This window comes from Sulfitobacter sp. 1A15106, assembly GCF_043556995.1.
Classification (GTDB): Bacteria; Pseudomonadota; Alphaproteobacteria; order Rhodobacterales; family Rhodobacteraceae; genus Sulfitobacter; species Sulfitobacter faviae.
The window spans coordinates 1-24,710 of the sequence record NZ_JBIFFM010000018.1 but is presented as its reverse complement, the minus strand read 5'-3'; the positions used below and the strand labels follow the sequence as shown (position 1 = coordinate 24,710).

Sequence of the window (24,710 nt, the reverse complement as noted above, 5' to 3'; positions counted from 1 at the left end):
GGTGACTAAGGTAGATCTGATTATCATTGGTGCCGGGCCCGCAGGCATATCGGCCGCAGCCGTCGCGGCGCGGGGCGGTTTGCAGGTGTTGATGCTGGACGAACAGCCCCAGCCCGGCGGTCAGATTTACCGCAATGTGGCTCAGAACCGGCGCAAGCGCGGCTTTCTTGGCCAAGCCTATTCCGCCGGGGCGGATTTGGTCGATGCACTCGAGCATCCTGGCATCACTCTTCAATCTGGCGCAACGGTTTGGCGGCTCGACAAAGGGCCGCAGGTAACTTGGTCGCGCGGCGGCAAAAGTCAGACAACCTCGGCCGCCCATGTGCTGCTGGCAACCGGTGCGCAGGAACGCCCTGTGCCATTTCCCGGCTGGACGCTCCCCGGTGTAATGCCGGCAGGGGCCGCGCAGATTTTGATGAAGACAGCGGGGATGCTGCCCAACGATGCCGTGCTCGCAGGGTCTGGTCCGCTGCTCTATCTGATAGCGGCGCAGATGATTGACGCCGGAAGCCCCCCACAGGCGCTGGTCGAGACACAGACGTATCGGCAGATGCTGGGTGCATCACCTAATTTGCCCCGCGCCCTGTTTGGCTTGCCAACCTTGCTGAAAGGGCTGAGCCTGATCGCCAAGATCCGCGCGGCGGGTGTGCTGCGCTACACCGCCGCCTCGGACTTCCAAGCGAACGCTAAAACGAATGGCGACATCCACTTTTCCTTCCGGGCGAAAGGGCGCGATCGAAGCCTTACCTGTGGTCTGCTGCTGACCCATCAGGGTGTGATCCCCGGCACCCATATCACAAGGGCTGCGGGGATCTCGCATCACTGGAACGCCGCGCAGGCTGCCTTTCAGCCCAAACATGATATCTGGGGTGCGACCGACCAGCCGGGTCTGCATGTGGCCGGAGACAGTGCTGGGATTATCGGGGCGGAGGCGGCTGCGGCGGCTGGTGAATTAGCGGCGTTAGGTATCCTGTTCCAATCAGGCCGCCTGAGCAGCGACACCCGCAATCAGCGTGCCGCCCGCGCCCGCGCCGCGTTGTTCCGCGCCCGCGCCATTCGGCCCTTCCTTGATGCCGCATACCCACCGCCGACCGAGATACTTACCCCATCAGACAACACCATCGTCTGCCGCTGCGAAGAAGTCTCTGCCGGGGCCATCCGACAGGCCATACGCGAAGGCGCCCACGGCCACCGCCAGATCAAAACATCCCTGCGCTGTGGCATGGGCCCCTGTCAGGGCCGCATGTGCGACGCCACACTGCGCGGCCTGCTCAGCGCCGACGCCCCGCCCGACCATCCTATCGACCTGCCCCGCGCCCGCTCGCCGATCAAGCCGATTGCCTTGGGCGAGCTGGCCGCACTCTCACACCCTCAGGAGGAACCCGCATGAGCGCCCCCGCAGCCTTGAAAGTCAAAGATTTGCACAAGAGTTTCGGCTCGCATGACGTCATCAAAGGCGTGTCGCTTGAGGCGCAAAAAGGCGAGGTAATCGCCATTCTTGGAGCCTCCGGCTCTGGCAAGAGCACCTTTTTACGCTGCATCAACCTGCTGGAGACGCCGAATTCCGGCGAGGTCTGGCTGGCGGGCGAGCAAATGCGGATGACGCAGAACCGCCGCGGCGAGATCGTGCCGCAAGACCTGCGACAGGTCGAAGGGATGCGCGCCCGTCTGGCGATGGTATTTCAGGGGTTTAACCTCTGGTCACATATGACCGTGATGGAAAACGTCATGGAAGGCCCGCTCTACGTTCAGGGAACCCCCAAGGCGCAAGCCCGCGAAAAGGCCGAAGCACTGCTCGCGAAGGTCGGCTTGTCGGACCGGGCGGACTACTACCCCGCGCATCTGTCGGGCGGTCAGCAGCAGCGCGTGGCAATAGCCCGGGCGCTGGCGATGGACCCTGACGTGATGCTGTTTGACGAGCCAACGTCGGCGCTGGACCCTGAATTGGTGGGCGAAGTGTTGAGCGTTATGCGCGATCTGGCCGAAGAGGGCCGCACCATGCTCGTCGTGACACACGAGATGGGCTTTGCCCGCGATGTATCCACCCGAACCGTATTTCTGCACCAGGGCGAGGTCTGTGAAGAAGGCCCGCCCGCAGAGCTGTTTTCCAACCCGCAAACCCCAGAGTTCCAAGCGTTTCTATCGCGCATGAACTGACCAACCACAAAGAGGACCAACCTATGTTTCGTAAAACCATCCTAAGCAGCGTTGCTGCCATTGCGCTGAGCGCCGTCGCCCTGCCGCTGGCTGCCCAAGACACGCTGCGCATCGGCGTCGAAGGTGCCTATCCTCCGTTCTCCTCCAAGGAATCCGACGGCACGCTTGTCGGCTTTGACATCGACATTGCAAAGGCACTCTGCGTCGAGATGCAACGTGAATGCGAACTGGTCGAGCAAGAATGGGACGGCATGATCCCGGCGCTAAAAGCTCGCAAGTTCGATGCCATCGTGGCCTCCATGTCGATCACAGAAGAGCGCAAACGCCAGATTGATTTCTCTGACAAATACTACAAGACCCCGGCGCGTCTGGTGGCCTCCAAGGACGCCGACTTCGAAGGCACGCCCGAAGGTCTGGCCGGTAAGCGCATCGGTGTGCAGCGCGGCGCGACACATCAGTGCTATGCGGAAAAGTTGTTCCCCGATGCCGAGATCGTCCTCTATGGCTCGCAAGACGAAGTGTTCCGCGATCTGGCGCTTGGCCGCGTGGACGCGCAGCTTTCTGACAGCCTGATCGCACAGGAAAGCTTCCTGAGTGCAGAGGCAGGGACCGACTATGCCTTCCTCGGCGGCGATCATACAGACGTTGAATGCTACGGCGAAGGCGTGGGCGTCGCGGTGCGCAAGGGTGAGGACGAATTGCGCGAAGATTTGAGCAAAGCGATTGCCGCGATCCGCGAGAATGGCACCTATGCCGAGATCAACGACACATACTTCCCCTTCGACATCTACGGCGGCCGTCCCGAGGGCGAGTGAGTTTCCGCCTTACACCATTCATCAGGGCGGCCATGCGCTGCCCTGATGATCCTTTGAGGAACACGCGATGAACCTGCTTTTGGAATACCAATCCCAATTGATCGACGGCACGATCATGACGATCAAACTGGCGCTCACATCGCTGGTCATCGCTTTGATCTTTGGCCTGCTCGGTGCTTGGGCGAAACTTTCCGCCAACCGTCTGGCCCAGCGACTGGCTGGAGCCTACACCACCATCGTGCGCGGGGTGCCGGACCTGGTGCTGATCCTGCTGGTGTTCTTTGGCGGTCAGGTGACGCTTAATAATATCGGCGCTATTACGGGCCTCTGGGGCTATGTCGAGGTCAGCCAGTTCGCCGCAGGTGCAGGCACGATCGGTGTAATCTTTGGTGCCTATTTCACCGAAACATTTCGCGGTGCGATCATGGCCATCCCGCGCGGGCAAATCGAGGCTGGCATCAGCTGTGGAATGCGCAAATCGCTGATCTTTCGTCATATCATCTGGCCGCAGATGGTCCGCTTTGCCTTGCCGGGCTTTACAAACAACTGGCTGGTGCAACTCAAGACCACGGCGCTGGTCTCGGTCATCGGGCTTCAAGACTTGGTCTATAACGCTTTCACCGCCGGTCGTTCGACGGGACAGCTCTTTACCTTCATGGCGGCAGCATTTGTCATCTACCTGCTGCTGACTGGCGTGTCCGACCTGCTGTTGCGCGCGGTGGAGCGTCATTACAACCGTGGCGTAGTGAGGGCGTGATGATGGAAAACCTGCTGACCTATATCCCGCTCGACATCGCCCTGATCGCTGAGAATTTTGACCGTTTCCTCTATGGCGTCTGGGTGACGCTTAACCTGACCTTCCTGTCGCTGCTGTTGGGCGGCTTGCTGTCGATCCCCATGGCCATTGCCCGCGCGTCGAAACACCGGGTCTTTAACCCCTTGGTGCAGGGCTACACCTATGTCTTTCGCGGCACGCCGCTTTTGGTGCAAACCTATCTGATCTATTACGGTGTCGGCCAGTTTGAGGTGATCCGCGAAAGCTTCCTGTGGGACCCCATCCTGTCCTCGGCTTGGTGGTGCGCGCTCATTGCCTTCACGCTCAACACTGCCGCCTATACGACCGAACTGCTGCGGGGTGCCATTGCGGATACGCCAACCGGCGAGGTCGAGGCGGCCATCGCCACCGGCCATTCCTACCGCAGCCGCCTGCGCCGGATCATTTTGCCCTCGGCCTTCCGCCGCGCGATCCCGGCCTATTCCAACGAAGTCATCTTCATGCTGCACGGCTCGGTCATTGCCAGCACGATCACCTTACAAGACATCCTCGGCGTTGGGCGCTGGCTGAACGGGCGCTATTACCTCGCTTATGAAGGGTTCATCACCGCAGCCCTGCTCTATTTCCTAATTGTCCTGTGCATCACATGGGCCTTCCGGGGGTTTGAGCGCCGCTACCTGCGCCATCTCACCCGCCGCGACACCGCTGCCCAGCCCGCGACTTCTCCCCTTCCGACCCCTGAAAGAGTATGATCATGATCGAACGCATCCACACCAATCAACGTATGAGCAAAATCGTCAAACACGGGGGCATTGTCTACCTCTGTGGGCAAGTCGGCAGCGGAACCACAGTGGTCGAACAGACCGAGGACTGCCTTGGTCGCGTCGACAGATTGTTGCACGAAGCGGGTTCTTCGCGCGAGCATATGTTGCAGGCGACGATTTGGCTCGCAGATATGGCGAATTTCGATGCGATGAATGAGGTCTGGGACGCATGGGTTCCCCCAGGCGCAGCCCCAGCACGCGCCTGCGGAGAAGCCAAACTGGCGGATGCCGACCTGCGTGTAGAAATTATCGTGACCGCCGCCGTAGCTGGTTGACGACTGGTTAAGAGCTCACTCTTTCGTCGATGATTTCCTTATAATCAACTCATGCTGAATGGCTGCTTTATCCCCGACAACAAGGCCAAATCGCCACAGCAGCGAACGTCCTCTCTCCGTTCTTCCTCCAAGAGGTATTCCCAACTGCAATAGAAACCGTGCGTCGGCAGCGAACGGCAGCAAAGTCCCGCAGAGGCGACCTTGACCTGCAAACCTTAGTGCCGTTTGGCTGGGCGATCGCAGCGAATGGCAGGAATGAACCCAAAGTTCCGGACTCGCTGCGCAGTGGCGAATGTCGGTTTCCGGTTCGCACGTCAGCTTTTCCGCCAGATCACTCGGTTTCTGACAGATCACTCCGCGCATCCCGGATGATCATCCATGACGAATGCAGGAACAGCCCTGCGATGGCGAAAGCAACGATGAGGTCAGGCCAGGCACTGCCGAGCCAGGCGACCAGTCCGGCAGCGATCACCACGGCGAGGTTGCCGATGGCGTCGTTCCGGGAGAACAGCCATACGGCCCGCATGTTGGCGTCGCCCTTGCGGTGTTTTAGCAGCGGCAGCACCGCAAGAATGTTTACGATCAGCGCGCCCACGGCGAAGGCTCCCATTAACCCGGCCTCTGGTGTCGTCTGATTCAGGACACGCCAGATTGTGCTGCCGACAACGCCAAGCCCCAGAAATCCCAAGAACACGCCCTGGATCATCGCCGACCGCGCCCGCCATGTCAGACTCCAACCGATAGCGAGCAGGCCCAGAAAGGTGATTGCGCCGTCGCCCAAAAAATCCAGGGCATCTGCTTTCAAAGCTTGCGATCCGGACAGGAACCCGCCGAACATCTCGATCACCCCGTAGCCGAGATTGAGCAGGACCACGATCCAGAGCGCGCGGCGATAGCTCGGGTCTTTGTAAGCCGGATCGGACGATGTATCCCCGCTCTTGATCAGCTCAAAGCCATAGCCGGTTGCGTCCAGTGCTGGACGCACTTTCGGCAAGTCGTCTTCGGCGATCCGCAATGTCATGACATGGGTTGCGGCAGACACCTTCACATCGCCTTCAGCCACGCCCGCAGACCGAGCGGCCCGTTCGATCTCGGCGGCATCCTTGGCGCAGTCCATGCCATGCACCCGCATCCGGATCGGCAAAGACGTTGTAGGCAACGTGGTGTTATCTGCTCGGCTCATATGCGATCCTCTTGAAGGTAGCGTGCGAAAGAAGTCGCCGCTAACGTATCAGTGGATAATGATATGACATTGCAAAACATTCAAGACGATCTTTCGGCAGCTGACACCCTTGAGCCGCGGGCAAAGCTCTTCCGGGGTCTCGGCGACCCCAGCCGTCTTGCGATCCTCGATGCGCTACTGTCGGACGAACGCAGCGTGCAGGAAATCGTTACCCAAACAGGGCTTGGTCAGCCCAATGTCTCGAACCATCTGCGCTGCCTTTTGGATTGCGGTCTGGTCAGTCGCAGGAACGAAGGTCGGTTCGTCCGGTATCGCCTTGCGGACAGGCGGATCGCTGATCTCATCCGCGACGCAGATCAACTACTTGCCTCGACAGCCGTAGGGGTCGATGCCTGCCGAAGCTATACGGATTAACCGACGTGTCCTGCTGCAATGTTCTATTGGTGCGCCAGGCCTAAAGCAGCCATTTGCGCAGCCGCAGCAAAATGGCGCTTTGTCCGCGCACCTGACTTTCACTAATCAAGAATGCTGCACGATACGTGAATGCCCGATCTCGGGAAGCCGCAGTGCGGCATTTAAGCCAAATCTGGATGTCGGCTTTGGAACGAATTGGTTGATCTACTTAATGAGCATTCCGTTCAATCAGGCAACGTCACGACAATCGGCTCGCGATCAGTCGCAACGACCGTATGCCCAAATTAAGCCTGATACTAGTAAAGGGCCAATCCCGGGGACAAAGTGAACCGCAACGAACTAGCATTCAGCGCGCGAGTCGGTTGGCTGCTATCTCAATATTCAATGCATACCAGTTGAATTGAGAGCGAGGTTCTGCCAAACACTGGCACTGGGACCAGTCTGCAGTGTTCGCTTCACGCGCAGTGGCAGTATTTGTTGTGGCCCACAACATCGACTCTTTTGATCTCGTAGCGCGACTTACCAGAAGTGTGCTCAGCTAGACGCGTGAAGATACAGCATTGAGACAGCATGTCTGGTCTGCTGGCCCCACACCAAATCCGGCCCGCTGCTTTCTAGGTAGGATTGAGTAGAAAACGCTCTCAACCTTTGCACTGACTTATCTTCTCGATGAACGGCGCGGACACTCTGGGCAAAAACCCCTATTTTCGAATGTAAGCGGCACTCTCGGCGGCGATTTTGGCCATTAGGTTTTCTACCATCATTGAATATACTGACTCGCGCTGATGCGCCGGCGTAAGTTTAGGAACTTTTGGCGGCACCGGAGGGCCAATGAAGGCCCTCTGTTCATCGCGCAGATCATCAAGAGTTGGTCCCATAGAGTTCGGCATTCTGAACCTTTCCTCTCTCACTCAGGCCTGTCGAGTAGGCACAATATGGAAGACATCCTTGCCCTCCTTCAGGTCTATAGGAAAGCCCAGCTGTTCGAGCCTAGCATTCGCTTTTTTGCGGATCTGGCCGCAAACTATCGGATCATCCACCCCAACAACCTCAATGAATGCAAGGCCCGTTTCCCCGTAATGAGCTTGCCCAACAAAATGGAAATTGAGTTGTGGGTGGGCTGCCTTCAGTTCGCTCTCTGCCTGGCCCAATGCGTCGGGGAGAGCGCGGCGATCATGGATACGGTTGGTATCGTGCATCTTAATCATGAACCTATTTCAGAGGGAAACGTGAAGAACCGACGACCGCAATTTTGGCATGTCGAGCTACCTTCGCCAATCACATCTATAGAACAGTAGAGAGCAGATCCCGATAAAAAATACCAGCCTTTCGGCATAGAGCACTCCAATCGCACTTTTCATTACCAGCTTTTTGACTTCCACCTAGTGCCCTTAGTCAAGGGCACCGTTGGAGGTCCCAACAAACCTGCTTCACAAACAGAAGCCCAATTTCTCTCCACAGTATCCCTCAGTCATGTGCTATAAATTACCCCAACTATGGTCTCGTAGTAAGGTCATGGCACTGTGAGGCCATATTTAGGAAAGATCGAAGGAGGTTCGAAGTGCGAAGCACAGAATTCCATAGAAATGCCGATTCGCTGCCGCCCAACGTTCGCACGATATCGCGGGATGACCGCACAAGAACAAGCGGCCCGGGCCTTCGGGTCTTTCAAAAAATCGCAGATCGACTTGGCTTAAGTGTGGCGGAACGTATTACCATATTAGGCGAACCGAGCAGGTCCACCTATTACAGATGGTTGATGAAAGCGAACCATCACCGGCCCATCGCCCTATCCCTTGATACACTTTTACGCATTTCAGCGATAATCGGAATCTACAGAGCTCTTACCTTCTTGTTTGAGGACGAGGCGCAAGGAATGCTTTGGTTAAAAGGCATCCACAAAAGTCCTTATTTTACCGGGAACTCGCCTCTGAGAAGCATGCTGGAGGGCGGGCTCAACGGCCTCATGTCGGTGCGCCGCTACCTTGATGCATGGTGCAGCGGCAGTTTGGATTCCGGCACGCACGGCGATAGTTTCAAACCTGTCGCTGAATGTGATCTCATTTTCGTTTGAGACGCCTATCCACCTAATCCCCACTCGTAGACGACGACGTAGAGCTAGCCCAGCTGACTCTTCTGGTAGCCTATCCCAGATAGTGCGAGCAAAACGCCGCTTTCGAAATCCTACCACGCGGATCGCCAACGTGGAGGTTCGCAATCACTTTCTATAACCCGTGCTGTCCCAAGACATCCCGTTTACAGCTTTCAAATTGCCTGTCTCGCCGTGCTTCCTCAGCTGCATCCTTAGGTCTGGTCGGTGGCAGATAATACTGAACACAATTTGAATGGGCTTGGGATTCAATCTGCTCAAGGGCGCATGTCGTCACATCATTGGAGGGCATTGGCAGACTGCTGGTCGCGCATTCCTTACGGTAATAGGCCATTCTTTCTTCTGCGGTGGATTGCCAGAGAAACCAAGCAGGTCCCCCGATGCGATCGGGGTCTGGCGTGCTGCTGCCCCCGCAATAACCGGTTGGGTTAAGGCAAAGGAGGCGTTCGCCATTGGAGCAGGAGGCCATTGCGCCTCCCAACCCAACGATACCTACAGCCAGCCATATGACCTTTCTCATTACTATCGCTCCCTTATCGCCCTCTCTGCCCCCCATTTGGAATGGGCGGGCGACCTCCCCCCCCCCACCAAGCTCCGGCTGCCAGCGTTGCTGTAGGGAACGGGTAGGAACTGTAGTATAATCCCAATCTCCATAGGAGGATATTAAGATGATGAAGTATGCTGCCGCCATAATAATTTTTCTGTCTTACACTCCACTTTCAGCGGAACAATTGGATATGGACTTCCTAATTGAGGAAGATGAACAGGCCGCGGGATGCCTCGGCGCCAGAGTGGAAGGTCTTGATCCGAACGGAGATGGCTTTCTGGCTGTTCGCACCGGTCCGGGGACAAATTACCGTAAGATCGACGAACTGCATAACGGCGACGGTGTTCGCCCATGTGTTCGAAACGGCAATTGGTGGGGCGTGTATTATGGCAATCCCCGCCGCAAAGGCTGGGTCCATGGCAACTGGTTGGGAAGATGGGTCGGGTAACCTGCTGTCCGAGGTCGTGGAAACTTCCGCGGACAGATAGGGGAGATGAGCTGAGGTGCGGTCATTGTCCCACCGATCACCGCATCCTGCGGCATGGTGATACCATCCTTCGGCCTCTCTGCCTTCGCCCCCTTCGGAGAAATGCAAAAACTGATACCGCGCACGGCTTTCCCAATGCGCTTATGCGACGTTTCGCCCTCATCCAGCGTGAGCCGCAGTTCGGACATCAGTGCCCCCTCAATATCCGCGACCGCCGGCAAGCGTTCCACTGCGCCGCGCACCTTGGCGGCGCAGGCAGCGCAATCCGTGCCCGTGACGCTCTACTCTTGCTGTGCCTTAGTGCTGTCTGCCATCTCCGCCCCCATTCTGGTTTTCCGCCAAATAAGCACATAAGACCTACAGCTACCGTAGCTCCAAGTGCGCTTTGAAGTTTTCCCTATCCCAGCCAAACATCCAAAAATAGCATGATAACCAGCCCGACCGCTAAGCCCAATGTCGCTTTGTTCTGATGTCTGTTACGATGGGTCTCGGGGATAATCTCGTGGCTGATGACGAACAGCATTGCACCGGCGGCAAATGCCAGCCCCCAAGGCAGCAACGGCTCTGAGAGTGCAACAACGCCCGCGCCAAGCAATCCGCCGACCGGCTCGACCAGCCCCGTAAATGCGGCAATTCCCCATGCGCGGCCCTTCGGATAGCCTTCACCCAAAAGCGCGACTGCGACGGCTAGTCCTTCGGGCGCGTTCTGTAGGCCGATGCCCAACGCCAGTGGAAGACCTCCCTCCAAACCATGTGCGCCAAATCCGACGCCCACTGCCAATCCCTCCGGAAAATTGTGGATCGTGATCGCAATGACGAAAAGCCAAACCCGGCGGAGCGACGCCGCTGCTGGTCCTTCGCGCCCTGTTCTAAAGTGTTCATGCGGCAGGAGCGTGTTCATCATCGCCACGCCACCCATGCCCAATAGGATCGCGAGACAAACGATTGCAGCGGGTGCAGCGCCGTTTTCAAACTGCGCCCCCGCCGCATCCAGCGCCGGAATGATGAGCGAAAAGAAAGAAGCGGCGAGCATCACCCCCGCGGCAAAACCGAGCGACAGGTCGCGCATAGCGCGTGAGGGTGTGCTTCCAAACAGCACCGGAATGGCCCCCACGGCGGTCATGGCTCCAGCAGCGAGACTGCCAATGAATCCAAGCATGAGAGGCGACATCGTTTCCAACTCAGGTATCCTTTCGTGTGGCTCGGCTAGCGCAGCCCGCCATAAACTAGTGTTGAGGCCGATTGGACTTGTCGCGCGTTCGTGCCCCCGTGCTCGCTTAAGCCATCTAGCGTTCGAATGCGACGTGCCTTCTCCAGCCTAATGCTAGACACAACGGGGGGTTCCAACCCTGATGAGCTCACAAAACTGCGTTGCAAACAGCTACACTGCACCTGGCATACCCGTCACCGAGCCCGTAGGATAAATCCGTCCGGGGAATGGGGAAATCTGCCTAACATCGGGTTGGTGCAACAAAGCCCCGGACACTAAGAAAGGGGCAGCCCGCCCCACCATTCACTACGAATTCATCCGGGAATCTTTCGAACTCCCTTCGGCATTCACCGCTATTTTGCTTTGTTTAGCGCATGAGGAAGTCTCTTCCTTATCTCCGACACTATTGGATGAGGTTCCCGTGACGGCCGTCAAGTCGAGATCGAGGATCGCTCGCATTCCTTTAGAATGTAGTTCGCGGGCGAAGGTGCCTCTCAGAGAAGACGTGACCGTGCTTTGTATCATGCGAGTTCCAAATCCCGAGTGGCTAACCTTGTCTGAGTTGGCTTCGGTAATAAAGGATTCCTCCCAGCGAATGACCAGGCGGTTTCCGTGCTGCGCAGCTCGGATCGAAATGCCGCCCCCGGCCGCTGAAAGACCTCCATATTTCACGGCGTTCGTTGCGAGCTCAAAAATCACTAGTGAAAGCGGCGTAATCGCCGCAGGATCGACATTCAGCTCAGGGACTTCCATTAAAGCCGGGATGTCTCCTACAAAAGGCTCCAGAACTGAACTGAAAAGATGAACAAGATTGGTGCCTTCTGGCTTCGCGCCGGATGGCTCGTCCACGGCTCGGGAGTGGACTGCAGCTAAGGTTTGGAAACGTTGCCGCATATCACTAACAAATTCATCGATATTGTCGGCGTGGCGGGCCGCGATGGAAAGGAGTCCACTAGCCACTGCGAAAGAATTGCTAACTCGGTGGCGCATCTCCGACAAAAGTAGTTGCTGGCGCTCTTCTGCTTTACGTTGCAGCGATATGTCCCGAGCGATCTTTGATGCGCCCACAACTTTGCCTTCACGATCACATACAGGCGAAACGGTCAGTGAGATTGGAACGAGAGAGCCATCTTTGCGTTTTCTAACTGTTTCGAAATGGGCTATTCGCTCTCCCTTGCGTAAACGCGCGATGAAGCCAGCTTCCTCGTCTAAGCGTTCTGCAGGAAAAAGTATCGTTATTGGCTGACCGATAGCTTCTTCAGCAGAATAACCGAACAACCGTTCCGCCCCGGGATTCCAGCTTGTGATAACGCCATCGAGGCTTTTAGTAATAATCGCATCGTCGGAACCGCTGACGATAGCTGCCAGATGCTGTTCAAGGTTTGCTAGAGCATTCATATCTAAAGCTATAAGGTGGTTTGGGAATGGTTAACAGTTTATCGCATCCTACGTGAGTGACAATACATGTTGTGCTGCGAAGCTAGAAGGTATTCTGCCATGGCCGCCAGAAGTGCGTGAATGTCGTAAGAAGCGTCTTGCTAGGGTAATGCCGCACGCCGAGGGAGTGTGCGTAATTTTGTGCCCTGGCGCCTTTAGTTACGCCATGGGAAAGCGTTCTTCGAACATAATGGCGAGTTGGCTTTTAACGCGGTGCCATTCACGCACAGATCGCTTCCACTCGACGGAAGTAGCATTGAGGGCCAAGTAGATCAACTTCGCCGCCGCCTCATCGCTCGGGAAGTGGCCGCGGGTTCGCACCGCACGCCGGATTTTCGAGTTCAGGGCTTCTATGGCATTCGTCGTGTAAATCAGTCGGCGCACTTCGGGCGGGTAGTCGAGAAACGGGATCACCTCGTTCCAGGCTCGGCGCCAGCTCGGTGCAATGGCCGGATAGCGCTTGGCCAGATCACTCCCTTCGAACTCGGCCAGCGCAGCCTCTGCTGCTTCGACGTCCAAGGCGGTGTAGACCGCCTTCAGGGCTGTCGCCACGGCCTTTCGGTCCTTGTAGCTGGCAAAGCTCATAGAGTGGCGCAGCAAATGAACGATGCACGTTTGAACCTGGGCTTCCGGGAAAGCCGCCTCAATGGCCTGGGGGAAGCCTTTGAGGCCGTCGACGACGGCAATCAGAATGTCCTGAACGCCCCTGTGGCGTAGATCATTCAGAACCTTTGCCCAGAATTTGGCACCCTCGTTGGCCTGGAACCACAGCCCCAGAACGTCCCGCCTCCATCGCACCACGAAACTCGACAAGGTTGGGCCCGCGGGTGTCCTTTGGCAGAAGGAACAGAACCGGTGGCCACAGTTTGCGATCCGCCACCCAATTAATGGAGAACCTGCCTCTGCTGGGAATGGCGCCCAGGTGAGCTTCCAATGCAGTTCGCGGGATGCCGTGGATGAAGCTTGGAGAGCCGCTCTCCATCACGGAGGATCTGATGAAGGTGCGCCGGGTGACAGGCTGGTCTACGATGAAGATTTTTATGCGGCCTATGTCCGCGACCCGGAAGGCAACAAGCTTTGCTTCCTGTTTTGCCGAGAGTTTGGAACTGGGCATAGAGGGCACCGGCTTTGAAACGCTATTTGCGCGAAGGTGCGAGATAGCTGGCTAAGAAGGTTCAATCCGGGCTTCTGGCGGGCGGTGCGGCAGTGACAGAGATGCAGGGCAAAATGTGCTTTCGCGGGGGCTGTGCCAACGGCCGTTTTTGAAGTCGTTTAACAAACGGTCGTTTTAGGCCGCGGCTCAGAAGGCGTAGCCCGAATTTGGCGACTAAAGCGATCCAAGAAGATCCCAGCAATAAGGCTTATAGCGCGGTCCTTTAAGCCTGCCGCAAACGCTTGAGGATTATCTGTGGAACCGGAATGCATTTATGCAGTTGGAGTATTAGTCATAATAGGAGGCCGCCCATGCGCTCGACCACCTTCCTCACATGTTTCGCCATAGCATTCCCGCATCTCGCCCTTGCCCAAGCTGGAGCGGGCAGCAGCGAGCCCGCAGCCGAAGAAGATCGAGGCCGGCAGGGCGTCGAAATCGTAGGCCACGTCATAAAGCCGATCCCGATCGAGTGGAGCGAGGAGCGCATGGCGCGGCTGGCGCTTCCCCCCGGATTCGATATAAATGTCTTTGCACGTGATCTTGAGAACCCCCGGATGATGCGCGTTGCAGACGACGGGGCGGTCTATGTCACCCAGCGGGAACCCGGCAACGTGCTGATGCTACGTGACTATGACGGCGACGGCACGGCCGACGAGCGGCAGATCGTCGCCGAGCGCGAAGGCCTGCATGGCATCGAGATCGACGACGACACCGTCTATTTGATGACAGTGAACGAAGTCTTTCGCACTGAACGGCAAGACGACGGGAGCTTCGACGAGTTGGAGACCATCGCGGATGACTTCCCCGAAGGCGGACAGCACCCGAACAGGATGATCGTGAAGGGACCGGACGGAAACTTGTTCGTCTCGGTCGGCTCAACCTGCAATGCTTGCGGTGAGACGAATGAAGAGAACGCGACCATCGTTTCGATGGCCCCGGACGGCTCGGCTCGCGAGATATTCGCTTCTGGCCTGCGAAACACGATTGGCTATGGTTTTGAGCCATCTGCGGGGAAGCTCTACGGGTTCGACCACGGCATCGACTGGCTGGGTGACAATGAGCAGCATGAAGAGTTCAACCAAATAGAGCAAGGGGCCCGCTATGGCTGGCCCTATGTCTACGCCCTGTCGCGGTTCAACCCGCAGGACACACCGCCAAATAGCTCATTCAGTGAATATGCGAACGGTAGTGAAGAACCCATTGGCTTGCATACACCGCATGCAGCACCGATGCAGATGACCTTTTATACGGGAGGTTCTTTCCCTGAAGACTATCATGGCGATGCTTTTGTGGCCTTTCGCGGCTCGTGGAACCGGCAACCGCCCTCTGGATATGAGGTTATGCGCGTGGACTTCGAGAATGGTGAGCCTGTCGGTATGAAGCCATTCGTCGCAGGATTCCTGATGCAAGACGATGCCAGCCCGACTGGATGGGGCAACATGGGTCGTCTCGCCGGTTTGGCCCAGGGTCCGGATGGTGCGCTCTATCTTTCGGACGATACGGGTGGGGTGATCTACCGTATTCAATATGTTGGTGACCAAGCGTTGGACAGACCCGAGCCCGAGTTCACCAATGCGGATACGGGGGAACTGGACCTTGGCCTAGTCTCGGCAGACTGAAACCTGAGAACTTCTGCAAACCTGGGATCACCTTAAGAGTGCGGTGCTACTGACGCCTCAATGTAGCCACTCTCTGCATGTTAACCCGCATGGCTCCCCGCTCATACAGGGGCTCCTGAAGCTTCAAGTGCAGCGAGGCTGCTTTACAGTGGTTTGCACAGAAAGTGCCTCCTGTAATTCCACCTGAAGCTGTCGGCCCTCATACGAGGTGAGGAAGAGAACATTACCTGCCCGGTGTCATATACACCCCGAGCTTTGGAGGAATGGACGACCCGGGAACGGATCACCGCAAACGACATTGAAACTTGGGAAGGCCGAGAATGAGGGAGGAAAAAGGAGCTCTCACCGACGTTGTCGATGAACTCAAGAAGGTTTCGCAGCGAGAAGATCGGGTTGAGGTCGGCCAGCTCATCGACGCACTCGACCATCGCGGTTATGGACCTGCCTTGGCTGTATTACCCTTGATTGAACTTACACCAATCGGTGGTATTCCCGGCTTTCCGACGCTTCTCGCATTTACGCTCGCGATCATCACCATTCGCCTTCTCATGGGGTATGAACATTTTTGGGCGCCGGGATGGCTGCGGCGGCGGAGGCTCAAGTCCCAGCGAGTGATAAAGTCAGTGGAGTGGCTGAAACCGGTGTCCCTGCGTATCGATGCGAAGCTGCACGAGCGCTTGTCGCGTTTTGCAGGTCCGACCGCCCGCCGCGCGGCCTGCGTCGTAATTCTCGGCCTTCTTCTTACGGTTCCACCACTCGAACTCATTCCCTTCGCCACGTCCGGCCCTATGATCGTCATCTCTATCTTCGGTCTCGGTCTGCTTTATCGCGATGGCTTGCTGATGCTTTTGGGGTTCATTGGCGCGGTAGTTGCAGTCGCTTGGGGTCTGTCGGGTTTCTCTACTTCTGGTTCTGGAGGCTTCTCAACATGATGTCGGCAATAGCTCAGCTTCACTCGATGTGGTAGAAGAGGGCACCAGGCCGCACCAGTTGGGTGCCGAACCTTTCATGCTAAGAACTCGCCACCAGAGGACCACCTTGCTCCTTCAGCGCTGGCCCAGCATCCTAGGTGCCGTGCTCTGCCAGCTTGCATCTATATTACCAGCAAGGTCCGAAAGCGCACCATGCTTTAAGGCGTTGATGACGGGTTCATGGAGCGCCAACGTGATGCCGGAAATCGCCTTGTTCGGGACCGAAACCTGCGAGCCCTCGATCAAGCGACGATTGCTCCCATCAATGCTGCCAGTTTCTTTATCCTCTGGCGTTTGACGCGGCCAAAGAAGCGCGGTTGGGCCATCCGGACAAGGCCGAAGCTATTGCCGACGTCTGATATTGCGCATGATGAACCGGTTCTCGGGCAGGGATGGCAGCTCTCTGGAGTCCAGCTCCAAACCTTGATCCGGCACATCGTAATCAATCTCATTTACGAGATATCTGCAGAATACTTTCATTTGATTGATCGCGATCCACTCGCCTGGACAGCGGTGATTCGTGTAGTGGTCGCCGCCGCCTTGTGGAATGAAGTCAAAGGGGTTTTCGCCCCAGTTTTGGAACCGGTCGGGCAGGAACTCTAGCGGCGCATCCCATGAACGCGGATCGGTATTCGTGCCATAGAGGTCGAGCAGAACCCTGCACCCTTCCGGAAAGCGATACCCCCGCCACTCGAAGGCACTCTTGACCCGTGCCGCGACCGCAGGAAAGAATGGGTAGAGGCGGCGAACCTCCTCCACGAAGGGTTCGAGCAACCCTTCGTCTTTTCGCAGTTTTTCTTGCCATTCGGGATACCTGTGCAGGGCGTGCGCCGTTTGAACGATGAACACCGACACCGCCACGGTCGGACGCAAGACGTTCAGCAACTCCACTGCGGCAATCTTTGAGGTCAGCAGCTTCCCGTTTAGATCGTCCCATGTTGCGATAACATTAAGGGCGCTTTCCTGTGTCGGCTGAAGCTCGCCATCGCGAACTTGTTGGATCAACCCTGCTGCCCATTTTTCTAGGCTGTGACGCGCCCGCCGCGCTGCCCAGTGTTTCGGGCCAACCGCCCCGGCTTCCTGAAAAAGCGCGGTAAGCTGCGCCGTTCGGGTCGATACTTCCGTCTCGGGAAGCGGAACCCCGGCCCACGCGCAGACAACTCTCGTAAGCATTTCGCGCACTTCGTCGTAGAGCACGATTTCGTTCCTCACCTGCCAGTCAGGCGCATAGCTGTCCAGCATGTGCAGCGACATGTCCTCGAGAGCGGCGATCCTCTCGGTTCCCATGAGCGACATAAACAGCTCTTTGCGGCGTCGATGGGCCGCGCCATCCAACCCCTGAACGCCACCCTCGCCGAGTAGTGTTTTTTGAATGCGGCCCGGCATCGAGTCTGAACGGGTCAGCCGGTCTTCTCCGTAAAAGGCTTCGGCCGCCGCAGCGCCAGTCATGCAAATCGCTCTCTGAAGGAGGATGCGGGTTATGAAGAGGTCTGCATCGAGATCACGGCACGTCTTCGAGATGAACCCGTAAGGATTGCGAAACAGGGCGAGCGTGCTATCAAAGCCCTTCGCGGATGGTATATCGGACATGGGTTGGACCTCCGTTAAGTTTTTCCTCACGTTGGCTCGTTTGGCATTTCACTCTCCTTCCAACGGCGACTAGATTTATGAAGCAGTGGCCTGCATTCCAAGCTTCGTTTCAGTCACTCTGAGGAACCGCCCCATCTTGTGCGCAAATAATTGCTAAGAGCCTCTAGCTCTTCTGAGGAGAGACGGTGCTCGAAGGCCGGCATTTCCTGCATTCGCAAATAACCGGACAGTTGACGGGCAGGAATACCCTCATTGATAACCCGGTGCAGGTTAATTGACTGATCGAGCATCAGTGTGGTGTTCCCTATCATCGGCACGGATCCTGCAGGCTGGCCCTGCCCTTCAGCCCCGTGACAACCTCCGCATAAACCTATGTAGAGCTGGTGTCCTAGGGGATATTGTTCGACTGCCTGCAGGTTGTTCTCCGGTGGCTTAGCCTTAGATATACCCGCTGTTAGATAGTCCGCCACAGCCGTAATATCACGCTCAGGCAAGTATTTAGTTGAGTGGCTTAACACTGGGAACATTCGAGGAACGCGTGAGCCTGTTCATCAGGCCAGTCAGGCATATCAACCGCTCGTATGTCGATCGCAAAGACTTTGCCCCCTGTCACCTTCGGGATGCCGTCCTGTCGAAATCGGACACGACCATTTTCGCGCCACCCCGGCGGCTGATGCTGACGCTCAGTCTGAAGCCCCGCAAGGGCTTGATCCAAAGGAATTACGCTTACAACGGCGGCACTACCGCTTGCTTTGAAAAATCCTCGGCGGGAAAAACTCGGCATAATTCGCCCTCCCTAGGATAGATACGCATGAGAGACGGGATAGTTCCGCAGAATATCGAGCCATGTGCTGGAAGGTCTGTGTTTAGCAAGTGAACGAGTAAGTTCAGCTTCATGCTATCGAGCAGGCAGGAGCACTCTGGATCGAAAAAGCTGAATGCAAGGGTCCCCTGACCTGCCGCTCAACTACATGTAGCCGGTCTGCAGCGCAGCCTGCCGAATCTGCTACCCGCTGCGCACGCGAAACTCTGCATGCGACAAATTCAGACTGAGCGGTCGTCATGGAACTGACGCGCAGTCTGTGGCAGCATCTTGTAATGATCGAATTTCGCACTCTCATCGATGACCATCCCGACCTCGCGCATTCTCCGCTTCTTCGTGGTGCTCTTTTGACTCTGGAATATGTGCAGAAGCACGGCTCGATTGGCTTAACCAAAAACAAGGCCTTCAAGCGCGTGTTCGTTCATTGGGCTATTGAGAATTTTGATTGGCCGGGCCAACGCGGAGCAGAGATGTTCCGCTATAACAAGGTGATCAACGAATATGAGTTCCCCCCGCTCGAGATGTTGCATTTTCTGCTGATTTCTCTGCGCTTGGGGCGTCACTTCAAAGGTGAGTTCCGGCTAACCAAGCGCGGCTCAGAGCTCATGCAAGCCCCTGGCCGCCTGTTTGCCGAGCTGATCCCACACTTTGTGTTCCGGGTCGATCACGCTTCCTATGCCCGCTTTAAGGGCCGCCCCTTAGGACAATGGGACGTCTGGATAAACGTGATTAACGTAGAAGCCGATCACGGCACGACCGAAGCTGCCTTGTTCGAAACATTCTATGATGAGCCAAAAGATTGGCATACCGCGGGATGGCAAGAGATGGCAGCATTCTCATCATGCGTGCTGCGGCCACTCGAATGGGCGGGATTGCTAATTGAAACCCGCGAAGACGCGGTTGGCAAGCTGGCGTATCAGGTGTTTAAGACCCCGCTCTGGCGCAGCACACTTAACCTCGATACCGATGTCTTACTGCGACCCCCGCCTGCTGAATAAGATATAGTTCATTGCCCTCACAATGCAGCGCGGCATGCCACTTCAGTGCGCCGACTATCTGGTCGAAATGGGCGGTCAATTCCGACCGATCATCCCACGTTGATGCTGCACTGCAGCATTTTTCGAAGCCGCCCTACGACCAAATGAATCGAAAAAAAATGTTGATTCATTCGAATCTGATTCGACACAGCGATTTAGAGATACTATAGTAAGGTTGTCATCGGAGACGGCACAACTCTAGGAAACCGGGACGCTATTGGAGCCCGGCGGGTATAGGACATCATCCGAGTTAATTTTGGGAAGGCCGCTTAAAAGTGGCAGATATTCCCACCCCTTGAGCCAGGCTTGTGCGGCCATAACGGCAAAAGGTCCATCGATACTCTTTCAATCGTCGGGCTTTTGCACGTGTTCAAATTGCGCTTCCAATTTTGTTTCTGGACGGGATTTTATTCCCTATCGGAATTTGTATTCGGGCTTAGCTCGACCAAGCTGCTTGTTTTTCTTCAAGCAGCCCTTTTGGCATGCGTAATTGGCTTTTCGGGCGCCACAAGCGAGATCATGGCAGGTCAGGCGAGTGAAGTGTCTTTTGGAAAAAAGAAACACCGACAAAAATTCCGCAAATCCCATAAAAATCAATGTGTTGACTCGAATCGTCGTGTCTGCACAGTCGATCAAATGATGCTGAAAATTCGCAATTCTGGGTCGGATTTTGAGGGCCCAGACCTGAAAGTCAAATGGGCAGAAAAAGGGGGGATTATGACCTAGCGTTAAGATAAAACGCTCGGACCGTTGCAGGGCCCGAGCATTGTTCGTCATCGACGGCTGAGTCGACTTCGCAGCATGGGTCTTGGATACCCGAAGTTCTCAGTTCGGTCAAACACCAATCATCCGGGGCAATGCCACCGGAGCAGGAAGATATGGACCAAAGTAATGGAAACTGAGAATGAATGTGGGGGGTCTTTTCCTACAGATGCAAAGCATCTGGAACTCACTTTCCCAGAAGGGCAAACGCGCACTCTGCGCACGATTGAGAGGCCCTTGCGCGCCGATCCTGAAGACCCTTTGTGGGTTCAAAGATCTCATCTCGTTAAGATGGAGATTGGAAAATCGAGCGCCAGTTGCAAAGTGTCGCTGGTCACACGGCTTCATCGCACCTCTGTCTTGCAAGAATTTTGGTGTGCCTCCTATGAGGAAGCGGCAGTCTATCAAAACCTTGCCGCTCATCCGAATGTATTGAACTTCAAAGAGCAATTCACACGCGTAGATTTCGTAAAGCCGGATGGCTCACCATCCTACACGAAAGTTGACGCACATGTGCTGCTGGCGAACGACGATGAAGTTCTGGTTTCGGTAAAATACGATGAAAAGGCCAAGCGCGCGTCCTATCTTGCGGAAGTGGCGGACATCGCCGCGCAGTGTTCGCCGGAAATCGCAGAGCGCTTTGTCGTATTGTCGCGATATCATTTTCACCCGGTCTGGCGCGATTGCGCGCGCACCGTTCACCATGCGCGTCGCGGATGGGACCCCGAAGCTGATCGCATTGTTCTCGATGTGGCTTCAGACCTTTCAGAAACCTTTACGATGGCCCAGCTGGTCGAGACTTCAAAATTGCAGGGTCGCGGCTGGCGGGCTGCGGTGCGGCTGATCGGTGACGGAGATCTTTGGAAACATCCACTTGATCGCTTCGACGAAAATCTGATCTGCCGGAGGGCAGCATGAACTATTTTTCAGCTATTAGCAAAGCAGATCGCGTTTGCTTCGAGGGAAATGAAATCGTGAAGATCATCCCGCTTCGGGATAGGAAAACCGACACGATCAGTCATTACAAGTTTTCTGTCCGCGATCCGGACGAAGGTGCGACTTTCAGAACGTTCCGTTCGGACGAAATCCCGCACCTGTTAGAAAGTGAACTACTTGTTGTCGACAAAGGATATTACAGTTTGGCTCGTCAAACGGACCGAGCCCTTTATGACGACAATCATCTTGCTGGAGCAGGAAAGAAACAGCGCGCCCGAGTTGATCGAATTCTGTTTCTTTGCAGACGCATGGAGCACTATTACCAGCTAGGTATGCCGTTGACCCCCAAAGGGGTTGAACAAAAGAAGACGGCTCTGGCTGAGGATTATAAGAAATATCAGGCTCGCATTCGCTACGACACCGAGGCAGCGAACTGCAATCAGGACATGAAATCATTGCCGGCCAATACCACATTGCTCGATTACTACCGGAAGTTCCGTAAAGGTCAGCAAAATCCAATGGTGTTCATTCCGCCCCGTTCAAAGCCGGTGGATCACGACCACATTGCTGCAAACGACTTTCACTTCATTCTGGGCATCCTCAACGAATACGCGGACGCCGCTCCAGTAGCAAAGTGTGAGGTTGCAGCAAAGGCAGTCGAAGAAGCCAAGAAGGAAAACGAGCGACGCAAAGCTGCGGGTTTCCCGAATTTGATCAAAGTTAAATCTGCGCGACAATATGAGCGTTGGATCGATATGTATTTGGATCCCTTTACCGTTTGCATTCAGCGCAAAGGACTTGCCGCAGCCAAAGCAAAGTTCGGTTCAGTAGAGAGAGGTATGAGCGCCAGCTTTCCCGGTGAGCAGGTTCAGTTCGATGCCTGGAAAGTGCATGTGATAACGCTGAATACAACCCGCGAAAGATACAACAACATGACCGTCGAACAGCGATCGAAAGTTAAGCGGGTTCGGCGCTGGGTCGTAGTGGGCCTCGATATTGCAACGAGGGCCATCTTGGGTTTTGCCTTTTGCACGGCGCCCAACCAAGAGGCGTCACTTCAGGCACTTCGCATGTGCTTTGCTGATAAGACCGACATGCTGAAGGATGCGGGTCTGAATAACACGCAATGGAATTTCCGCGCCCCATTGCATCTCGTTTCCACAGATTCTGGCAATGAATTTGGCAGGCACCCGTTCGGAGGGGCTCAGTTCGGCGAGGCGGTTCGCCGGCTCAGTGGAACTTTGCTGAACGCCACGACCGGCGTGCCTGAGTTGCGCGGTTACATTGAAAGGCTGTTCCTGACCTTCGAACTCAAGTGGGCCAGGCATCTATATGGTGCGACGGCAGGTGCTGTTCATTTGCGCAATGATCGCAAGCCGAGCGAAGAGGCCTGCATCACGGACGACGAACTGCATCGCCTGTTTGTGCAGTTTATTGATGAGTATCATAAATCGCCACACCGGGGGCTTGCGTTTGCGACACCGGCAGGCACTTGGGAGAAACTGTCGAAGAATTCCCAATTCGACCCCACTCAACTGCCCGGGCCAAAAGCATTGCGGGAGGCATGTGGAGCCTACCAAACCGCAGGGATTTCAGATTCGGGTATCCGCTGGATGAACCTCACCTACTCTAATGGAATAGTGAGGGATCAGCGTATGGCAACAGGAGCTGATCAGTTTACGGAGGCCAACCAGAAGCTCGAAATCATGATCGACCCGCTTGATATTGGTGCCATCTCTATTCTGGCCGGTGGTGATTTGATCTCTGTTCCGTGTCTGGACGACGATATGCGTGGGAAATCCCTTGCGTGGTGGAAAGGAGAGCAGTCAAGGAGGAAAGCAGAGGCTGCAGACGATGTGGCTGCTCACGCTGAAGCAAGGTCGAATGCAGGCAACGCTTGGAGGGGCGAGGCCGCTGCCATAGCCACGTCGCAAGGTAAAAAGCCCATCGGTCATACCGACGAAAAGGTTGCTCAAATGAAACGAGAATTTGGATACGGAAAGGGTGCCCATGAACAGCCTTTCGTAGGCCGGGATGAATACGCCGACCCAGTCTCTAGTGGTTTTGAAATCGGTCGTGCCCCGGATGCGGAAGATGAAATTACTGACACCGCCCCCGAACCCAGCGTGGATTCGTTGGACCGTTTTCGTTCAAAAACACTTCGCCGTTCGCCGAAGCCATCAGGTCAAGGGGAAAACACATGATCAGTCAGGACTCACTCGATGCGATGGCCGCAATCACCGCTGGGGAAAACGAGAAAGCGGATCTTTCTCGGACATTCTTTAAAACTGAAACATATCGGTCGGTCCGCGATGAGGTGTTTCGCGTCCTCGAGGCAAGGGAGGCGCGACTGAAACGTGGTAAATTTGAACAGAAAGGGGTGGCTTTGATAGGTCCGGCGGGCAGCGGAAAGTCAGAGATTCTGGCCAAAGCAATTGGAGAATATGAACAGATTGCAATGGCCACTGGTGGCCGTAAGTTTGGACATAAGATTGTGAGTGTCATTGTCCCTGGGCAAGCGAGTATTAGCGACACGTGTCGGATAATTCTCAAAGAATTGGACTATCCAACTGAAGGGGCGCGAACTGAAGACTACTTGATCGGTTGTCTTGCAACGCAGCTGGAGCACCGACGTGTCGCGGCTGTGCATCTTGACGAAGTTCAGGATGCAGGCCGATACTCCACCGAGAAGACTATGTCGAGCTTTGCGAAGAGATTTCGAAATCTTATGCAAAAGCCGCCATGGCCTGTTTGCCTAATCCTATCTTCGACGCCCGAGGGGCGCGAGTTTATCAATCACGACTTTACGTTGACTCGCCGTCTGCGATCAATTGAGATCCTACCTTTGGCGGTAAATTCGGACGGTCCCGCGCTCAGAGCCGCACTCGGGAAACTCATCGCGGATGCTGGTCTTTCCCATGAGGGCCTGATTGACGTTCCTGACTTTATGCCGATGTTCCTCCATGCCGTGGCTTACAGGTTTGGTTTGGCCATTGAACTTACAATCGAAGCCATCGGTGAGGCAAAATTTGACGGTGAAGCCGTCATAAATCTCGATCATTTTGCCGCTGCCTATTATGGTAGGATGGGCTGTGACGAAGATCTCAATCCTTTTATTTCTGAACATTGGCGCGGGATCGACACCACCCGCGCAGTGGATCGGTGGGTTGAAGAACAAAAGAAACCCCGAAAGCGGGTCACACAAAAATAGTCGCCATCAGTTAACGATTGTTCCTGCACAGGCCGCCCCCCTAAGGGCGGCCCTTTTTCTGTTCCCGCCTCGTATGGAAGTCAGGTCAGTGCCATTTAAGATGTCGAAAGTTGGTTTGTGGGTAAGCGGCGGCTACGCAGCACTTAGGATCAGCTTGACGGCTGGAAATTCCACGGAAGAAGATCATCGATGCGATTGGCAGGATAACCTGATGCAATCGCTTCAAGCGTCGCTTTGAGATATGCGAACGGTTCGACATCATTGACCTTCGCCGTGGCAATGAGAGATGCGGTGCGACCCCAGGCGTGGCCACCTTCGTCGTGACCGGCAAAAAGCGCATTCTTTCGCGTCAATGCAATTGGGCGGATCAGGTT

The 24,710-nt window shown here is 55.8% G+C and carries 24 protein-coding genes and 2 pseudogenes; 17 read left to right on the top strand and 9 right to left on the bottom strand.

From position 1 onward, the window contains the following. The first annotated feature begins 1 nt into the window (after position 1). The 6 genes from ACGYKA_RS19050 to ACGYKA_RS19025 all read left to right on the top strand — a co-directional run bounded on the left by ACGYKA_RS19050 (position 2) and on the right by ACGYKA_RS19025 (position 4,846). Positions 2–1,390: an FAD-dependent oxidoreductase gene (locus tag ACGYKA_RS19050; protein ID WP_394439674.1), complete on the top strand. Its 1,389-nt coding sequence runs from the start codon at positions 2–4 to the stop codon at positions 1,388–1,390. After that, the gene (locus ACGYKA_RS19045) at positions 1,387–2,157 is read left to right on the top strand and encodes an ABC transporter ATP-binding protein (protein ID WP_394439671.1); all 771 of its coding nucleotides are present in this window, start codon (positions 1,387–1,389) and stop codon (positions 2,155–2,157) included. Before ACGYKA_RS19050 ends, ACGYKA_RS19045 begins: the two co-directional genes overlap by 4 nt. A 23-nt stretch (positions 2,158–2,180) precedes the next feature. Further along, positions 2,181–2,972 carry an ABC transporter substrate-binding protein gene (locus tag ACGYKA_RS19040; RefSeq protein ID WP_394439668.1) on the top strand — a complete coding sequence of 264 codons (792 nt, stop codon included), beginning with the start codon at positions 2,181–2,183 and terminating at the stop codon, positions 2,970–2,972. A 67-nt stretch (positions 2,973–3,039) separates the two neighbouring features. Next, positions 3,040–3,729 carry an ABC transporter permease gene (locus tag ACGYKA_RS19035; RefSeq protein WP_091429043.1) on the top strand — a complete coding sequence of 230 codons (690 nt, stop codon included), beginning with the start codon at positions 3,040–3,042 and terminating at the stop codon, positions 3,727–3,729. Further along, positions 3,729–4,499, top strand: a complete 771-nt coding sequence (locus tag ACGYKA_RS19030) for an ABC transporter permease (RefSeq protein WP_394439664.1) — start codon at positions 3,729–3,731, stop codon at positions 4,497–4,499. Before ACGYKA_RS19035 ends, ACGYKA_RS19030 begins: the two co-directional genes overlap by 1 nt. Positions 4,500–4,501: 2 nt before the next feature. After that, on the top strand, positions 4,502–4,846 hold the full coding sequence (locus ACGYKA_RS19025) for a RidA family protein (RefSeq protein WP_394439661.1): 345 nt from the start codon (positions 4,502–4,504) through the stop codon (positions 4,844–4,846). Positions 4,847–5,177: 331 nt separating this feature from the next. Here ACGYKA_RS19025 and ACGYKA_RS19020 read toward each other — a convergent pair whose 3' ends face one another. Continuing rightward, positions 5,178–6,029 (bottom strand): cation diffusion facilitator family transporter, encoded by an 852-nt coding sequence (locus ACGYKA_RS19020; protein ID WP_038068544.1) that lies wholly within the window; start codon positions 6,027–6,029, stop codon positions 5,178–5,180. 63 nt (positions 6,030–6,092) lie between these two features. Between ACGYKA_RS19020 and ACGYKA_RS19015 the strand changes: the two genes are divergently transcribed. Further along, a complete protein-coding gene (locus tag ACGYKA_RS19015) occupies positions 6,093–6,443 on the top strand; it encodes a helix-turn-helix transcriptional regulator (protein ID WP_014132722.1) in 351 nt (116 codons plus the stop codon). 911 nt (positions 6,444–7,354) lie between these two features. Here ACGYKA_RS19015 and ACGYKA_RS19010 read toward each other — a convergent pair. Then, positions 7,355–7,642, bottom strand: a complete 288-nt coding sequence (locus ACGYKA_RS19010) for a hypothetical protein (protein WP_394439658.1) — start codon at positions 7,640–7,642, stop codon at positions 7,355–7,357. A gap of 362 nt (positions 7,643–8,004) precedes the next feature. On the opposite strand from ACGYKA_RS19010, the gene ACGYKA_RS19005 reads away from it, so the two are divergent. After that, entirely contained in the window at positions 8,005–8,517 is a 513-nt protein-coding gene (locus ACGYKA_RS19005) for a hypothetical protein (protein WP_394439656.1), read from the top strand. A 704-nt stretch (positions 8,518–9,221) separates the two neighbouring features. Beyond that, positions 9,222–9,548, top strand: coding sequence for an SH3 domain-containing protein (locus ACGYKA_RS19000; protein WP_394439653.1), 327 nt, complete (start codon positions 9,222–9,224; stop codon positions 9,546–9,548). Here the strand turns inward: ACGYKA_RS19000 and ACGYKA_RS18995 are convergent. The 4 genes and pseudogenes from ACGYKA_RS18995 to ACGYKA_RS18980 all read right to left on the bottom strand — a co-directional run. Beyond that, positions 9,485–9,853: pseudogene (locus ACGYKA_RS18995) on the bottom strand (cation transporter); the annotation flags it as partial. The gene ACGYKA_RS19000 and the pseudogene ACGYKA_RS18995 sit on opposite strands and share 64 nt — an antisense overlap. A 131-nt stretch (positions 9,854–9,984) precedes the next feature. Continuing rightward, positions 9,985–10,767, bottom strand: a complete 783-nt coding sequence (locus ACGYKA_RS18990; protein WP_394439650.1) for a ZIP family metal transporter — start codon at positions 10,765–10,767, stop codon at positions 9,985–9,987. Between the two features lie 336 nt (positions 10,768–11,103). Continuing rightward, entirely contained in the window at positions 11,104–12,195 is a 1,092-nt protein-coding gene (locus ACGYKA_RS18985) for a sensor histidine kinase (protein ID WP_394439647.1), read from the bottom strand. A gap of 198 nt (positions 12,196–12,393) precedes the next feature. Further along, positions 12,394–13,020 (bottom strand): annotated as a pseudogene (locus tag ACGYKA_RS18980) (IS256 family transposase); the annotation flags it as partial. Between ACGYKA_RS18980 and ACGYKA_RS18975 the strand changes: the two are divergent. The 3 genes from ACGYKA_RS18975 (at position 12,977) to ACGYKA_RS18965 (ending at position 15,938) form a co-directional block, all read left to right on the top strand. After that, positions 12,977–13,366 (top strand): VOC family protein, encoded by a 390-nt coding sequence (locus tag ACGYKA_RS18975; protein WP_394439644.1) that lies wholly within the window; start codon positions 12,977–12,979, stop codon positions 13,364–13,366. The pseudogene ACGYKA_RS18980 and the gene ACGYKA_RS18975 overlap by 44 nt on opposite strands. Before the next feature lie 332 nt (positions 13,367–13,698). Continuing rightward, entirely contained in the window at positions 13,699–15,006 is a 1,308-nt protein-coding gene (locus ACGYKA_RS18970; RefSeq protein WP_394439641.1) for a PQQ-dependent sugar dehydrogenase, read from the top strand. 320 nt (positions 15,007–15,326) lie between these two features. Then, positions 15,327–15,938 carry an exopolysaccharide biosynthesis protein gene (locus ACGYKA_RS18965; protein ID WP_394439638.1) on the top strand — a complete coding sequence of 204 codons (612 nt, stop codon included), beginning with the start codon at positions 15,327–15,329 and terminating at the stop codon, positions 15,936–15,938. Positions 15,939–16,319: 381 nt separating this feature from the next. Here ACGYKA_RS18965 and ACGYKA_RS18960 read toward each other — a convergent pair whose 3' ends face one another. Both ACGYKA_RS18960 and ACGYKA_RS18955 read right to left on the bottom strand, forming a co-directional pair. Beyond that, a complete protein-coding gene (locus ACGYKA_RS18960) occupies positions 16,320–17,567 on the bottom strand; it encodes a cytochrome P450 (RefSeq protein WP_394439635.1) in 1,248 nt (415 codons plus the stop codon). Between the two features lie 113 nt (positions 17,568–17,680). After that, on the bottom strand, positions 17,681–18,094 hold the full coding sequence (locus ACGYKA_RS18955) for a c-type cytochrome (RefSeq protein WP_394439632.1): 414 nt from the start codon (positions 18,092–18,094) through the stop codon (positions 17,681–17,683). A 535-nt stretch (positions 18,095–18,629) separates the two neighbouring features. Between ACGYKA_RS18955 and ACGYKA_RS18950 the strand changes: the two genes are divergently transcribed. The 5 genes from ACGYKA_RS18950 to ACGYKA_RS18930 all read left to right on the top strand — a co-directional run bounded on the left by ACGYKA_RS18950 (position 18,630) and on the right by ACGYKA_RS18930 (position 24,336). Continuing rightward, positions 18,630–19,388: a hypothetical protein gene (locus ACGYKA_RS18950; protein WP_394439629.1), complete on the top strand. Its 759-nt coding sequence runs from the start codon at positions 18,630–18,632 to the stop codon at positions 19,386–19,388. Positions 19,389–19,793: 405 nt separating this feature from the next. Continuing rightward, positions 19,794–20,153 (top strand): hypothetical protein, encoded by a 360-nt coding sequence (locus tag ACGYKA_RS18945; RefSeq protein ID WP_394439626.1) that lies wholly within the window; start codon positions 19,794–19,796, stop codon positions 20,151–20,153. A gap of 165 nt (positions 20,154–20,318) precedes the next feature. Beyond that, positions 20,319–21,107 carry a hypothetical protein gene (locus ACGYKA_RS18940; RefSeq protein WP_394439624.1) on the top strand — a complete coding sequence of 263 codons (789 nt, stop codon included), beginning with the start codon at positions 20,319–20,321 and terminating at the stop codon, positions 21,105–21,107. Continuing rightward, positions 21,104–23,329 (top strand): hypothetical protein, encoded by a 2,226-nt coding sequence (locus ACGYKA_RS18935; protein WP_394439621.1) that lies wholly within the window; start codon positions 21,104–21,106, stop codon positions 23,327–23,329. Before ACGYKA_RS18940 ends, ACGYKA_RS18935 begins: the two co-directional genes overlap by 4 nt. Beyond that, a complete protein-coding gene (locus tag ACGYKA_RS18930) occupies positions 23,326–24,336 on the top strand; it encodes an ATP-binding protein (RefSeq protein ID WP_394439618.1) in 1,011 nt (336 codons plus the stop codon). Before ACGYKA_RS18935 ends, ACGYKA_RS18930 begins: the two co-directional genes overlap by 4 nt. A gap of 149 nt (positions 24,337–24,485) precedes the next feature. Here ACGYKA_RS18930 and ACGYKA_RS18925 read toward each other — a convergent pair. Further along, the coding region (locus ACGYKA_RS18925; protein WP_394439615.1) for a transposase domain-containing protein at positions 24,486–24,710 on the bottom strand (225 nt) is incomplete at its 5' end.